Source organism: Qipengyuania zhejiangensis, assembly GCF_035607565.1.
GTDB classification, from domain to species: Bacteria; Pseudomonadota; Alphaproteobacteria; order Sphingomonadales; family Sphingomonadaceae; genus Qipengyuania; species Qipengyuania zhejiangensis.
The window spans coordinates 736,408-748,825 of sequence record NZ_JAYKGO010000001.1; the positions used below are offsets into that span (position 1 = coordinate 736,408).

General features: G+C 64.3%; 11 protein-coding genes and 1 riboswitch. Of the genes, 4 read left to right on the top strand and 7 right to left on the bottom strand.

What is annotated here, in order from left to right; all coding sequences use genetic code 11:
* Positions 1-323: 323 nt before the first annotated feature.
* Together VR863_RS03570 and VR863_RS03575 are read right to left on the bottom strand one after the other, a co-directional pair.
* On the bottom strand, positions 324-659 hold the full coding sequence (locus tag VR863_RS03570) for a hypothetical protein (protein WP_324827052.1): 336 nt from the start codon (positions 657-659) through the stop codon (positions 324-326).
* A 125-nt stretch (positions 660-784) separates the two neighbouring features.
* Positions 785-1,888: a cell wall hydrolase gene (locus VR863_RS03575; RefSeq protein WP_324827053.1), complete on the bottom strand. Its 1,104-nt coding sequence runs from the start codon at positions 1,886-1,888 to the stop codon at positions 785-787.
* Between the two features lie 155 nt (positions 1,889-2,043).
* Positions 2,044-2,229: riboswitch (cobalamin riboswitch) on the top strand.
* Between the two features lie 124 nt (positions 2,230-2,353).
* Between VR863_RS03575 and VR863_RS03580 the strand changes: the two genes are divergently transcribed.
* Genes VR863_RS03580 through VR863_RS03595 form a run of 4 tightly spaced genes read left to right on the top strand, consistent with a single transcriptional unit; the run spans position 2,354 to position 6,730 of the window.
* A complete protein-coding gene (locus VR863_RS03580) occupies positions 2,354-4,243 on the top strand; it encodes a TonB-dependent receptor plug domain-containing protein (protein ID WP_324827054.1) in 1,890 nt (629 codons plus the stop codon).
* Positions 4,243-5,055 (top strand): ABC transporter substrate-binding protein, encoded by an 813-nt coding sequence (locus VR863_RS03585; protein WP_324827055.1) that lies wholly within the window; start codon positions 4,243-4,245, stop codon positions 5,053-5,055. The genes VR863_RS03580 and VR863_RS03585 overlap by 1 nt, the downstream gene beginning before the upstream one ends.
* On the top strand, positions 5,052-6,005 hold the full coding sequence (locus VR863_RS03590) for a FecCD family ABC transporter permease (RefSeq protein ID WP_324827056.1): 954 nt from the start codon (positions 5,052-5,054) through the stop codon (positions 6,003-6,005). Before VR863_RS03585 ends, VR863_RS03590 begins: the two co-directional genes overlap by 4 nt.
* Positions 6,002-6,730 (top strand): ABC transporter ATP-binding protein, encoded by a 729-nt coding sequence (locus VR863_RS03595; RefSeq protein WP_324827057.1) that lies wholly within the window; start codon positions 6,002-6,004, stop codon positions 6,728-6,730. Before VR863_RS03590 ends, VR863_RS03595 begins: the two co-directional genes overlap by 4 nt.
* Here VR863_RS03595 and VR863_RS03600 read toward each other — a convergent pair whose 3' ends face one another.
* The 5 genes from VR863_RS03600 to VR863_RS03620 form a co-directional block, all read right to left on the bottom strand.
* Positions 6,731-8,917, bottom strand: coding sequence for a M3 family metallopeptidase (locus VR863_RS03600; protein ID WP_324827058.1), 2,187 nt, complete (start codon positions 8,915-8,917; stop codon positions 6,731-6,733). It abuts the gene before it with no gap.
* A 128-nt stretch (positions 8,918-9,045) separates the two neighbouring features.
* The gene (locus VR863_RS03605; RefSeq protein WP_324827059.1) at positions 9,046-9,684 is read right to left on the bottom strand and encodes a hypothetical protein; all 639 of its coding nucleotides are present in this window, start codon (positions 9,682-9,684) and stop codon (positions 9,046-9,048) included.
* A gap of 5 nt (positions 9,685-9,689) precedes the next feature.
* Positions 9,690-10,226, bottom strand: coding sequence for an RNA 2',3'-cyclic phosphodiesterase (gene thpR / locus VR863_RS03610; protein ID WP_324827060.1), 537 nt, complete (start codon positions 10,224-10,226; stop codon positions 9,690-9,692).
* A gap of 15 nt (positions 10,227-10,241) precedes the next feature.
* On the bottom strand, positions 10,242-11,288 hold the full coding sequence (locus tag VR863_RS03615; protein WP_324827061.1) for a GGDEF domain-containing protein: 1,047 nt from the start codon (positions 11,286-11,288) through the stop codon (positions 10,242-10,244).
* 237 nt (positions 11,289-11,525) lie between these two features.
* The gene (locus tag VR863_RS03620) at positions 11,526-12,398 is read right to left on the bottom strand and encodes a lysozyme (protein ID WP_324827062.1); all 873 of its coding nucleotides are present in this window, start codon (positions 12,396-12,398) and stop codon (positions 11,526-11,528) included.
* Positions 12,399-12,418 lie beyond the last annotated feature (20 nt).

A 12,418-nucleotide genomic window follows, 5' to 3' on the forward strand; every position in this document is an offset into this window, starting at 1 on the left:
GTCGTGCGGGACAACGATGATACCCGGACCGATGTGGGCCGTACCGTAAATGTCCCGCAAGGCGGAACGGCACCCGGTCGATTGCCTGAGCGGCCTAGGCCTCGAAAGGGGCGATTGCAACCGCCAATCGGCAGCCTCGCGGAACTATCTTTGCAACTGGTTCGCATTAGCGATAGACGCGTTTGCACCCATCCTGCACCTGCTCAACGCCGGTCGCACGTCAAAGGTCCGCCAGCGCGAACGGACGCGGTGGCCCGTGCTGCGATTTCGGCGATCGATTACAGTGAAGGGAGAAGGCGTCATTACCCGCCGACATTGCGGGGTCAGGATATGAGCGCGCTGGCCCCGGCGTAGTTGCGTTCGAGCCTTGCTGCCAGCCCGCGATCGAGCGTCCGGCAGACCCCCAACCACCAATCATACCCCTGTTCGTCACCGGCACGATGCGCCTGCTCGGCCTGGTGGCGGGCAGCCTGCGCTGCACCGAGACCATGTTCTGCAAAATGCTTGAGCGCGCCCCGCATGGTCGTGTCGAACGATGCAGATGCCGTTTGCGCCACATCGCCATTGTCGTTGGCTGCACGGCCCAAAGCCTTTTTCGCAAGGGCGCGCGCAATCGGCGAATGGGCGGTGGATCGTGCGGCGGCGAAATGAACGGGCATCGTGTGCTCCTGCGACGGAAGGGCCCCCGTTTGGGGTGCGACTGGCAACACCATAGGGCAAGGCCGCTAAACTTCGGTTCCGCAGCATGGTTGTGAAGACGTAAACACCGACGGAAATTGGCGAATTATTGGGTTTTGCCCGGTTCGCGAATCCAGCGGCCGCTGTTGGCGTATTCCTTTTTCACCTGTCCCGACAGGGGCAGGGTGTCGCCACGCATATCGCCGCGGACTGCCGGTGCCGCGGCACCGACGGGTGCATCGGCCTTGCCATCGGTGCCGAGTGCGGAATTGGGCGGCGGCATGGCCGCGCCGGCGGATTGCGAAGTTTCCGAAACCGACTGGCGCGTGCCAGCAGCCGCCAGCGGTTCGGTTCCGGCGTAACCCTGGCTAAATGCGCCGGCACGGCCTGCGCCACCTTTCCAGCGATAAAAACGGTGCGCGCCAATCGTCCCGACGAGATCGAGGCTCGCGGCCCAGTACGGGTTCACGTAATTCGTGTGGTAATGCGTGGCCAGGCCGATCGGCCGGAAGACGCCGCCGGCCAAGGCGCCCAGCGCCACGGATTGCGCCCGGGCCCAGCCCTGGCGCGACGGGATGCGGCGCATGGAACCGTCGCAGGTGAAGGAAAACTGGCAGCCGGTCTTGCGCTCCGACCCCTGGAACACAACGCCGCACACGCTGGCAGGATAGGCCGGATGCGCCACGCGGTTCAGGACCACCTGGGCCACCGCCTGCTGGCCTTCGTAGCTCTCGCTAGCCGCTTCGTAATAGACGGCCATGGAAAGGCATTGCAGCGCCCGCGCTTTGTCCAGCCCGTTGCCGGCCTGGCGGAACGCCTGCGCGGCCGCGCCGGCACCGTGGCTCTCTGCGAATTCGACCGTTTCCAGCACGCCTTCGTCTTCGCGCAAGTCCGACAGATCGGTGGCCAGGCGCGGTGCATCCTCGAGGAAGTAGAACGCAGAACCGGGAAAGCTTTCCCCGGGCGTTTCAAACGGCATAGGGGTCAGCGCAACGCGTTCGTCACCAAATCCGATCGCGCTGCGTAGGCTGGTGGCCCACTGGCCTTGTGCAGCGACGGTCGGCAGCCCAATCGCCCCGACCAGCAGGGCGGCGCGAACGGCGAACTGGCGGCGGCCGTGACGGCGCTGGTGACGCCGCTGCGCACGCGGCGAGGCGCCCGGACGTGCGCCCGGTGCAAACCTGCCTGATAGTGCCACTGTGTCGTCCAACCCGCTTCGTCCTTCAGGCCCGCCATACCGCGCGCCGCGGCCGTGCGAGAGTGTTTTGCGCCGCCGGTCCCATGACGGGACGCGCGCCGGTGCCCGCCTTACTGCCCCAAAGCTTAATATTGCCACCATCTTGTGTCCGGTAAGAACGCGGGTTAGGGCCATTTCGCGTCATCGGTTGGCCTGTTCGCGCAGGCCCTAAGAGGGAAGGAGGTGCAACACCTCCGCTGCCCCCGCAACTGTGACCGGGGAGCGATCCCGCCATAGTCCACTGGGAAACCGGGAAGGCGGCGGGTGAACGACGATCCGGGAGTCAGGAGACCTGCCAATGCGTGTCGTTCAGCCGCGGGCGGGGTGTACCGAAGGCAAACGTGGAGACGGGCAATCCTGCTCTCTCCCGTCATGAGCGGCGTTTCGCTTATGATTGGAGATATTGTGTCCAAATTTCTGTTTTTGCTAAGTGTTTCGATGCTTCCGTGTGCTGCGTTCGCGCAGGACGTTCCTCTGTCTGAAGAGGAACTTCGAGAGCAGGAGGATCGTCTGGTCAATTATGGTTCGCGGACCGAGCATGACGAGGTGCCGGAACCGATTGTTACCGGAGATCTCCGCGAGCCGACGATCACCGTTACCGCCAACGGGCTGGGCACCGCGATTGCCAACACCGGCCAGGCCGTCACGATCATGGACCGCGTCGAGATCGAGAGCGTGCAGGGCCCCGACGCCACCCGCGTGCTCCAGCGCACACCGGGTCTGTCGATCACGCGCAACGGCGGTGTGGGCGGCTTCACCGGCGTCAGCTTGCGCGGTGCGAATTCGGAACAGCTGCTGGTGCTGGTCGATGGCGTGCGCGTGGCCGATCAGGCTTCGCCAGGCGGCGGATTCGACTTCGGCAACCTCCTGCTCGGTACCGCGGGCAAATTCGATATCCTGCGCGGATCGAACAGCACGATCTGGGGGTCGGACGCGATCGGCGGCGTGGTGGACGTGTCCACCCGCGGCAACATCGGGTTTCAGGGCAATTTCGAGGCCGGTTCGCGCGACACGATCTTTGCCAGCGCATCCGGCGGATTGAGCGACGAGGGCTATTTCGTCGGCCTGACCGGTTCCTTTTTCCGAACGGACGGTTTTTCCGCCGCGGCATCGGGTGAAGAGCCCGACGGGTTCGAACAGGTGGCGCTGGGCGGATCGGCGTTTGTCGATGTGACCAGCAACCTCGAAGTCTTTGCCCATGCCAACTGGAGCAGGGGCGAACTCGACACGGATGGTTTCCCGCCGCCGGCCTACACGCTGGCCGATACCTTCGAAACGCAGGAAACCCGCCGTCATTGGGGCGATGTCGGCTTTGCCTATTACGGCAATGACCTCACCTTGCGCGCCGCCTACAGCCTGGCGGACACCGAAAGGGACAATTTCGACGATGACGGCGCGCAAACTTTCGCCAGCGACGGCCAGTCGCAGCGCATCCAGATGCGCGGCGAATACCGGGCCATCGGTCCGGTGACGGTGGCGTTCGGGGCCGAACACGAATGGAGCGATTACGCCACCACCTACGACACGGCGGCCGGCGTCAGCGCGACCGGTGCCTATGTCCAGTTGGGTGCGGCGATGGGCGGGTTTGCCGCGCATGTCGGATCGCGGATCGACGATCATGAGATCTTCGGCACCAACGCCAGCTATGGCGCAGACCTGTCCTACGGTCTTGGCCAGGACTGGCGCGTTCGTGCCAGCCTTGGCGAAGGGTTCAAGGCACCCACGCTGTTTCAGCTCTATTCGTTCTTCGGCAACGCCGAGTTGCGTCCGGAAGAAAGCACCAGCTTCGATCTGGGGGTGGAGAAGGGCGAGCGCGGTCGCGGCACCCACCTGGCGCTGACGGGTTTTCGGCGTGACAGCGAAGACCTGATCAGCTTCGCCTTCAGCGCCGCCCGGCCGTCCGGCTTTTACGACAACACCGCCCGCGCACGCGCGCAAGGCATCGAGGTCGAAGCGGGCGTCGATATCGCCGATGGGCTGCGCCTGTCCGGTGTCTACAGCTATGTCGACACGCAGGACCGCACGAGCGGACTCGACCTTGCCCGCCGACCCCGGCACTTCGGCACTCTGTATGCCGATTACAACGCGCCGTTCGGCCTGAAGATAGGCGCCGATTTACGGCTGGTCGGGCCAAGTTTCGACAACGCGGCCAACACCGTCCGGCTGGACGGGTATGAAGTGTTCGACCTTCGCGCCGCGGCACCGGTTTCCGACGCGATCGAAGTGTATGGCCGGGTCGAGAACGTGTTCGACGCCGATTACCGCAATGCAGCCGGTTACGCGTCGCCGGGTCGTGGGGCGTTTGTCGGGGTGAGGGCAAGCATGTGATGCGCCTGCTGCCCGCGGCTGTCCTGCTGCTTGCCGGATGCGCGGGCGGGCAGCGGGCGGCCACGCCCGAGGAAGCGCGCCCCACCATCGTCAGCCTCAATCCGTGCACCGATGCGATCCTCGCCGAAGTCACGGCGCCGGGGCAACTTCTGGCGATTTCGCATTACAGCAAGGACCCGAACGCAAGCTCGATAGATCCGGCGGACGCAGCAAGATTTGCCGCGACCGGCGGGACGGTCGAGGAAGTCCTTGCGCTGGATCCCGATATCGTCGTCGCGTCCAGTTTCCTTGCACCCGCCACACGCTCGGCGTTCACGGACCTTGGCGTTCGGGTCGAGACTTTCGGCGGCACCACCAGCGTCGAGCAGAGCCTGGACCAGGTGAGGGCGCTCGCAGACATGGCCGGGCATCCCGAGGCCGGGCAGGCATTGGTCAGGCGGATCGGGGACGCGTTGCGGCGCGCAACCGGACAGGGTGCAGGCACGGTCGAGGCGGCGGTGTGGCAACCGGGTGGTATCGTGCCCGGCGAAGCGGCGCTTGTCAGCGATCTGCTGCGCCGCACGGGCTTTGCCGGTTACGGCGCACGGCGCGGCCTGGCGCAGGCCGACTACCTCGCCTTGGAGCAGGTCCTGGCCGATCCGCCCGATGTGCTGCTGGTCGCGGGAAGCGATGTCGGTCAACGCCATCCCGCGCTGGAAAACCTGCCTGCCATGCGGCGCGAACCCTTCGACACGCGGCTGATCTATTGCGGCGGGCCGACGATCGCGCGCGCGGCTGAACGTCTGGCCGCCATTCGCGGTGCGATGCCATGAACCGCGCCGCAGCGATCCTTGCCCTGCTGCTGGTGGTCGCGTTTCCCCTTTCGCTTCTGGCTGGGCGTGTCTGGCTCGACCCGGCTGCCACGCCCAACGCGGCGATCATTCTTGCCGAACTGCGGCTGCCACGCAGCGTGCTGGCCGTGATCGTGGGCGCCGGCCTGGGCGCGGCGGGTGCGGCGATGCAGGGATATCTGCGTAACCCGCTGGCCGATCCCGGCCTGTTCGGCATCGCGCCCGGTGCGGCGCTGGGGGCGGTCACCGCGCTGTGGTTCGGATATGGGGCGTCGCCTTTCCTTTTGCCGGTGTTCGCGCTGATCGGCGCGGGCGGTGCGATGGCGCTACTGGCTGCGATTGCGGGACGGACCGGCGGGATTGCGCTGTTCACGCTGGCCGGATTGATGGTGGCAAGCCTGGCTGGGGCGCTGACCGCGTTGGCCATCAGCATGGCGCCGAACGCCTTTGCGATGAGCGAGATCGTCATGTGGCTCAACGGCGCGCTTACCGATCGGAGCTGGCGCGAAGTGTGGTTGGCCGCACCGCTGGTCATACCGGGTGTGCTGCTCTTGTGGCGCTGCGGAGCCGCGCTCGATGCGCTGACGCTGGGCGAACCGGTCGCGCGTTCGCTGGGGGTCGATACGCGGGTTTTACTGTGGCTGCTGATCGCGGGGATCGGTTTGACGGTGGGCGCAAGCGTGGCGGTGGCGGGCATTATCGGTTTCGTCGGTCTTATCGTGCCGCACCTCGTTCGCCCGCTGACCGATGGCCGACCATCGCAGCTCGTCGTTCCCAGCGCCCTTGCAGGCGGATTGCTGGTGCTGGTTGCGGACAGCGCGGTGCGCGTGCTGCCGTTCGTGACCGAACTACGGCTGGGCATCGCTCTCAGCCTGCTCGGCGCGCCGTTCTTCCTGTGGCTGCTGCTGCGGATGCGCAAGGGGCTGGCATGAGGATCGCGGCACACGGCCTGTCCATTGGTGGCAGATTGCAGGACGTCTCCCTATCGCTCGAACCGGGGACGATCACCGCGATTTGCGGACCGAACGGCGCGGGCAAGTCGACCCTGATCGAAGCCTTGGCCGGCCTTTCGCGGCCTGATGGCGGTACGGTGACGCTTGGCGATGCGGAACTCGGCTCGCTCCCCCCGCGCGAACGGGCACGGTGCATCGGATATCTTCCGCAGGCGCATGAAATTGCGTGGGATGTGCCGGTCAGAAGCCTCGTTGCGCTGGGCCGGATGGCGCATCGCGATGCCCTGTCAGGCCCGGTCGAGGCGGCGTTGGATGCGCTCGACATCGGGCACCTGGCGGATCGCCGGGCGCAATCGCTGTCGGGCGGCGAAACCGCACGTGTGCTTCTGGCGCGCGTACTGGCCGGCGAGCCGCGTTGGATTCTCGCCGACGAGCCGCTCGCCGCGCTCGATCTGGCGCACCAGCTGGCACTGCTGAGACATCTGCGGATCGAGGCGGACAAGGGAACAGGCGTGGTCCTCGTGCTCCATGACCTTGCCCATGCGATGAACCATGCCGACCGCGTGGTGGTTCTGGATGGCGGGTCAATCGCCGCCGACGGTCCATGCGAAGACGCGCTCGACCACGATGTGATCGAGCGCGTCTGGAATGTCAGCACCCGGTGGATCGGCGAACCGAACACCCGGGCACTTGTCGTTATCTGATCACTCGCCCGTGTCGCCCGCGACAAGGCCGCGCGCTTCGAGCATTGGGGTGACGTCCGGCGCACGGCCGGCAAAGTTCTGGAACATCTGGAAGTAATCCATCGTGCCGCCGCGGCTGAGCACGGTGGCGCGATAGTGATCGCCGTTGGCGCGCGTCAGCCCGCCGTTTTCCATGAACCACTTGCGGCTGTCACGATCGAGCATTTCGGTCCACAAATAGCTGTAATAGCCAGCCGAATATCCGGCCGGGCCGGAGAAGATGTGGTTGAAATAGGTGCTGCGATAGCGCGGCGGCACCAGATCGATTTCCAGGCCCAGTTCTTCCAGTGACTGACGTTCGAACGCATCGACCTTTTCAGGCGTGTCGATCGCGGCCGCTTCGGCCTTCGACAGCGCGCTCCACTTCATGTCGAGCAGGGCCGCTTCGACGACTTCGCCGAAATCATATCCCTGGTTGAACTTGGACGCAGCTTCGATCTTCTCGATCATCTCGGTCGGGATCGTGGCGCCGGTCTCGTAATGCTTGGCGTAATTGGCCAGCACTTCGGGATAGGTTGCCCAGATCTCGTTCACCTGGCTCGGATACTCCACGAAATCGCGTGCCGTGGCGGTGCCCGAAAGGCTTTCATACCGCTGGTCGGCGAAGAAGCCGTGCAGCGCGTGACCGAATTCATGGAACAGCGTGTTCACATTGTCGAAGCTGACCAGCTGGACTTCGCCCGCCGGTGCCTTGGGAATGTTGAGCACGTTGTAGATCACGGGCTTGTTGCCCCACAGGTAGCTCTGGTCGACGAAGTTGCTCATCCATGCGCCACCGCGCTTGGAAGGGCGCTGGAACGGATCGAAATAGAAGATGCCCAGTTCCGAACCGTCACGGTCGAACACGGTGTAGGTGGTCACGTCCGGATGGTAGACCGGCAGGTCGGTGCGCTTTTCGAAGCGCAGGCCATACAGCTTGCCAGCAGCGTAAAACACACCGTCTTCCAACACCTTGTCGAGCTGGAAATATTCCATCACAGCGTCTTCATCGAGGTCGTAGCGTTCCGCCTTGACCTTGTTGGCATAACGATACCAATCCCACGGCTGCACCGTGTAATTGCCGCCATCGGCCTTGATCGCTTCGTTGAGCATCGCCGATTCGCGCCGCTGTGTCGCGGCAAGGGCGGGTACCATCTGCTCCATGAAGTTGAGCGCGGTTTCCGGCTTTTCCGCCATCCGGTCCCACATGGCGTAGGTTGCCCAGTCGGGCTGTCCGAACAGGGCCGCCTTTTCGGCGCGGAGTTCGGCGACCTTCGCCACCAGTTCGCGCGTGTCGTACCCGCGCTGGCCATCGGCGCGGTGGTAGGAAAGCTTGAACAGCTTTTCACGCGTCGCACGATTTTCCAGCGACGGCAGAACAGGCTGCTGCGTGGTGTTCTGAAGGGCAATGGCGAACTTGCCCGGCTGGCCCTTTTCGGCAGCCAGATCGGCCGCGGCCTTGATGTCGGCAGCCGACAGGCCCGCAAGTTCGGCGGCGGTGTCGACGACCAGCGGCTGGTCGCTCATGGCCGAACGCACGGTCTGACCGAATTCGGTCGTGATTTCGGTCAATTCGGTGTTGATTGCCTTGACCCGATCGCGCTGGGCGTCGGTCAGCATGGCACCGGCGTGGACCATGCCTTCGTACGTGTCTTCCAGAAGCTTGGCGTCTTCGGGCGTCATCGCCATCGCGGCGCGGTTGTCATACACCGCCTTCACGCGGGCGAAGAGCGCGGGGTTCAGTGTGATCGAATCCCCGTGAGCCGTCAGCTTCGGGCTGATTTGCGTGCTGATTTCGTCCAGCCGGTCCGTCGTGTTGGAACCGGTCAGCGCAAAGAACACGGTCGCGACGCGGCCAAGCATGCGACCCGATTTTTCCAGCGCGACGATAGTGTTCGCAAAGGTCGGCGCTTCGGGGTTGGCAATGATCGCGTCGATTTCCGCCGCGTGGATCGCCATGCCCTGTTCGAAGGCCGGGACATAATCATCTTCGGTGATCTTGGTGAAATCCGGTGCCTTGAACGGCAACGTGCTCTCCGAAGCAAAATACCCGGTCCCCTGCGGGATGGCGGTGGCTTCGGCCATGGTTTCGATTTCTCCGCCGGGGGTTGTGCTGCAACCGGCAAGCAGTCCCGCTACGGCAGCGGTGGCCAGGATGTGGGCCTTCATGGTGTCTCCCTAAGAAATGTGGTGGGCGTCGGCCTGTGGGCGCGCGCCATTGCGACATGGTACTGACGTGCTTGGACCGCAAGGCGCGCCGCCATGCAAGCGGGCGAACGTCGCCGGTCGGCGCGTTTCTACTGTTTATCGAACGGTATGGGCTCGCCCTGGTTCCGAACGGCCTGTGCCTTGGCCGCCTGTGCCGCTTCGTCCAGTGCCTGGCGATTGATCGTGACCAGCCGCGGGCGGCCACCGTCTTCGTCGACCACCAGCCACAAGGCGCCCAGTTCGAAGAACCCGCCGCGTTCGCCGCCCACGGTCATGGCCGACAAATCCAGCCGCCCAAGCGCATTCAGCGTGTGCGGATCGAACACCTCGTCGAACACGGCATCGACATCGCGGCGTCCGTTCAATTCGCGCCGGTTTCCGCTTGCATCGATGTACATGAGCGGCAGCCCGATTTCTTCCAGCATGCGGGCCTTGTTGCCGCTGCGGGCCGCATCGCGAAGCGCGGCGATGGCGGCTTCGAACTGGCTTGGACTGGTTCCGGTGGCACAGGAAATTGCGCCCCCTTCGGCCACGTCGTGCGACCGGTCGAACTCCACCTCGGGCGCGTTCTGGTTCGACCATACCAGCAGCAGGCAATCGTCCGGGGCAGCCGGCTGTTCGCTGCGGTCACCGTCCATCGCAGGCGCCTGTTCCTGCGGTTCGCAACCGCCCAGCGCCAGCAAGGCTGCCGGTGGCAGGATGAAGAAGGGAAGTGCGGGTCGGGTCATTGGCTTCACTGGCACGGGTAACGCACGACGGGCGTATACAACGATCCTTCGGCACGCAGATGGCTTTCGTAAAGGGTATAGAAATCCACCAACCAGCCGCCAAGGTTAAGCCGCGCCGTTCGCGTCAGGAACGCGGTGACAGGTCCGCTCGATGCGTTGAGGCGAGCAAGCGTGATGTGCGGCGCAAACTTGCGCGTTTCGCCCGCCAGCCCCGCCGACTGGCAAACCCGTTCGACGCGCCGCTGCAAGGCGCGCAGCGGTTCGCTGGGCGCAACGCCGGCCCACAGCGTGTGGACCATGCCTTTGCGTTCGAAGGCGCCGGTGCCCGCAATCGTCAGCTCGAACGGGTCGAACCGGATGGTGGCCAGCGCTTCGGCAAGATCGTTGGCTTCGTTTCGCTCCAGATCCCCGACATATCGAAGGGTCAGGTGCAACTGGCCGTCATCCTGCCAGCGCGCGCCTTCCACGCCCTCCATCTGGTCGAGCAAGGCTTCGCGCAGAAAACCCGGTGGACGCAAGGCAACGAACAGGCGGTGGCTCATCCGGAAACCCGATCCCTATCGGTCCACGCGGCGGACCTGGTTGCGGCCAGCCTGTTTGGCGCCGTACATGGCCTTATCGGCGCGGCGCATCGTCTCGTCGAGAGGGGCGCCGCAAACGTGGAAGGTCAGCCCGATCGAGGCGGACGTTGCCCCCGCGGGCAGGTCCAGCACTTCGTGCAGGGTCGAGATCGCCCCCCGCAGATCTTCCGAGAACACGAGCGCGTTCTGATCGTCCTGATCGTCAAGAAAAACGGCAAATTCCTCGCCGCCCAGCCGGACGGCGAAATGGTTGCCGCTGCCATGCCCGCGGATCGCTTCGCGCAGGAGATTGCTGATTTCTACGAGGGTGCGGTCCCCCACATCGTGGCCGTAGGTATCGTTTATCGCCTTGAAGTGATCGAGGTCGATCAGCAGCATATGCATCCGGTCGCTGACAGCGTCTTTCGCAAGATCGGTTTCGAACAGCGCGCGGCGGTTATACAGGCCCGTCAACGGATCGTGAGCGGCAAGAAATTCGGCCTGGGCCAGCGCTTCGGCCAGATCTTCGTTCAGGCGGCGATTTTCCACCAGCATGTCGGCCGAAAATTCCCGTTGCTTTGCCGTGGCGAAGGCGAACGCTACCACGCAAGCTGCCACCGCCGACATTCCTATAACGGACGGCATCACCGCCTCGTCAGTTCCGTAGGTCAGGCCGAAAGCCATGGTCCCAAGGAACCCGACGATAAAGGCCAAGGTCGGCACACGCAGCGACGCTGTCATCGTCACGATCAGCGCCACACCGACCATCACGCCGCCTGCGAATATCAGGCTAAGCGGGTGATCGTTCGGCAAGGTGATCACCGGCAGCAAGAGATAGGCCCAGCTCATCCCGCCGAAAAGCAGCATGACGGCCAGCAACCGCAGGGGACCGTCGAGCGGCGCAGGCGTGTCGATCAGATTGCGCAAATGGATGTAGGAAAGATGGGCCCCAAGCAGCGCCAGGCAGCGCATGACAATCGGCAAGGCGAAGGCCAGCGCGTTCGGCAGGAAGAACGCCGCGACCGAGAAGGCGGCCACCGCCACAACATTGGTCGCGAAGGCGCGCTTCTCCGTGACAAGAACCGATCGGACGGTTTCTCGCCGGCTTTCTCTTATCCAGTCAGAATCCCGTTCGGGAAAATCCCGAAAACCCTGCGCCGTCATAATGCGGCATCCCCCAATCAACTCCTCGAAGATTGGCCCATATGTCAAATTTAACATTAATCAATTGCGAGGCGGGATTCCGCGGCCGATTTGGGTTCGTATTCAACGCCGATCGGTTCAGGATGACGTGGTGCTGCCGGGTTCGCGCGGGTCACCATACGCAGCTTCAAGGAAGATCGCGGACCTGCGTACGGAGCGGTATTCCAGGCCCTTGGCAAAACGCCCGCCAGCATAGGTGTAATCGAGTTCTGCCGCGATAGCTTCGAAATCGCCAAGGTCGATTGCCCGGTTGAGGCGCGGGCTCTTGTCCGCCGAAACGTTGCCGAGGCCGACGTTGTAGACAAGATCGAGCAAGGCATCGAATTCGTGCTGGTGCAATGGCAATCGCCCGACCAGCGTTCGGACGCCGCGCTCGGCTTCGGCAAGGTCAGCCTTCAGGAACGCATAGACCTGCCGTTCATCGATCCGGTCGCCTACGCGCAAGCCATCCGATGGGTCGACAAGATGGCCGACACCGACGGTCGGGTAACCGGCCAAGTCGCGGTACACCGTGTAACGCACGCCTTCTTCTTCGATCAGCGCCTGCCGGAAGTGCTCGCTTGCGCTCAACAGCGCTGCGGGGAGGCGAATGCCCGCGTGATCGGATCGGGACGCAGCAGAACGGGAGGATTCGCTGTCGTCTGCGTCGAGGGTAGGGCCGGTGAATGCGCCGAGGCTGGCGGCACCTGCCGTCAACATCATTGCGGCGCGTTTGCGAGTCGACGGGCGCGAACGCACACCGAGCGCGCGTTCCGCGGCCTGCCGCGCGCGGCGCAATTCGCGCCGATGATCGCGTTCGCGACGAAGGCGCTGGAGCAGCCGTTCGGGCTTGCCGCCAGCGGGTGGGAATCGAGACGCGCCTTCCCAGTCGGTCGCGTCCAGCGGGCGATTCAGATCGTCGAGGATGGCGCGCAAATTGGCGCCGGGATGAGTTCGTTTTTTCTCGTCCATGAGGCGAGGGCTACTTTCTG

Bases quoted from the DNA above. Each gene is read 5' to 3' on its own strand.
- thpR (WP_324827060.1), bottom strand. From the start codon at position 10,226: ATGAGCCACCGCCTGTTCGTTGCCTTGCGTCCACCGGGTTTTCTGCGC.
- VR863_RS03580 (WP_324827054.1), top strand. From the start codon at position 2,354: ATGCTTCCGTGTGCTGCGTTCGCGCAGGACGTTCCTCTGTCTGAAGAG.
- VR863_RS03585 (WP_324827055.1), top strand. From the start codon at position 4,243: ATGCGCCTGCTGCCCGCGGCTGTCCTGCTGCTTGCCGGATGCGCGGGC.
- VR863_RS03570 (WP_324827052.1), bottom strand. From the start codon at position 659: ATGCCCGTTCATTTCGCCGCCGCACGATCCACCGCCCATTCGCCGATT.
- VR863_RS03600 (WP_324827058.1), bottom strand. From the start codon at position 8,917: ATGAAGGCCCACATCCTGGCCACCGCTGCCGTAGCGGGACTGCTTGCC.
- VR863_RS03590 (WP_324827056.1), top strand. From the start codon at position 5,052: ATGAACCGCGCCGCAGCGATCCTTGCCCTGCTGCTGGTGGTCGCGTTT.
- VR863_RS03595 (WP_324827057.1), top strand. From the start codon at position 6,002: ATGAGGATCGCGGCACACGGCCTGTCCATTGGTGGCAGATTGCAGGAC.
- VR863_RS03620 (WP_324827062.1), bottom strand. From the start codon at position 12,398: ATGGACGAGAAAAAACGAACTCATCCCGGCGCCAATTTGCGCGCCATC.
- VR863_RS03605 (WP_324827059.1), bottom strand. From the start codon at position 9,684: ATGACCCGACCCGCACTTCCCTTCTTCATCCTGCCACCGGCAGCCTTG.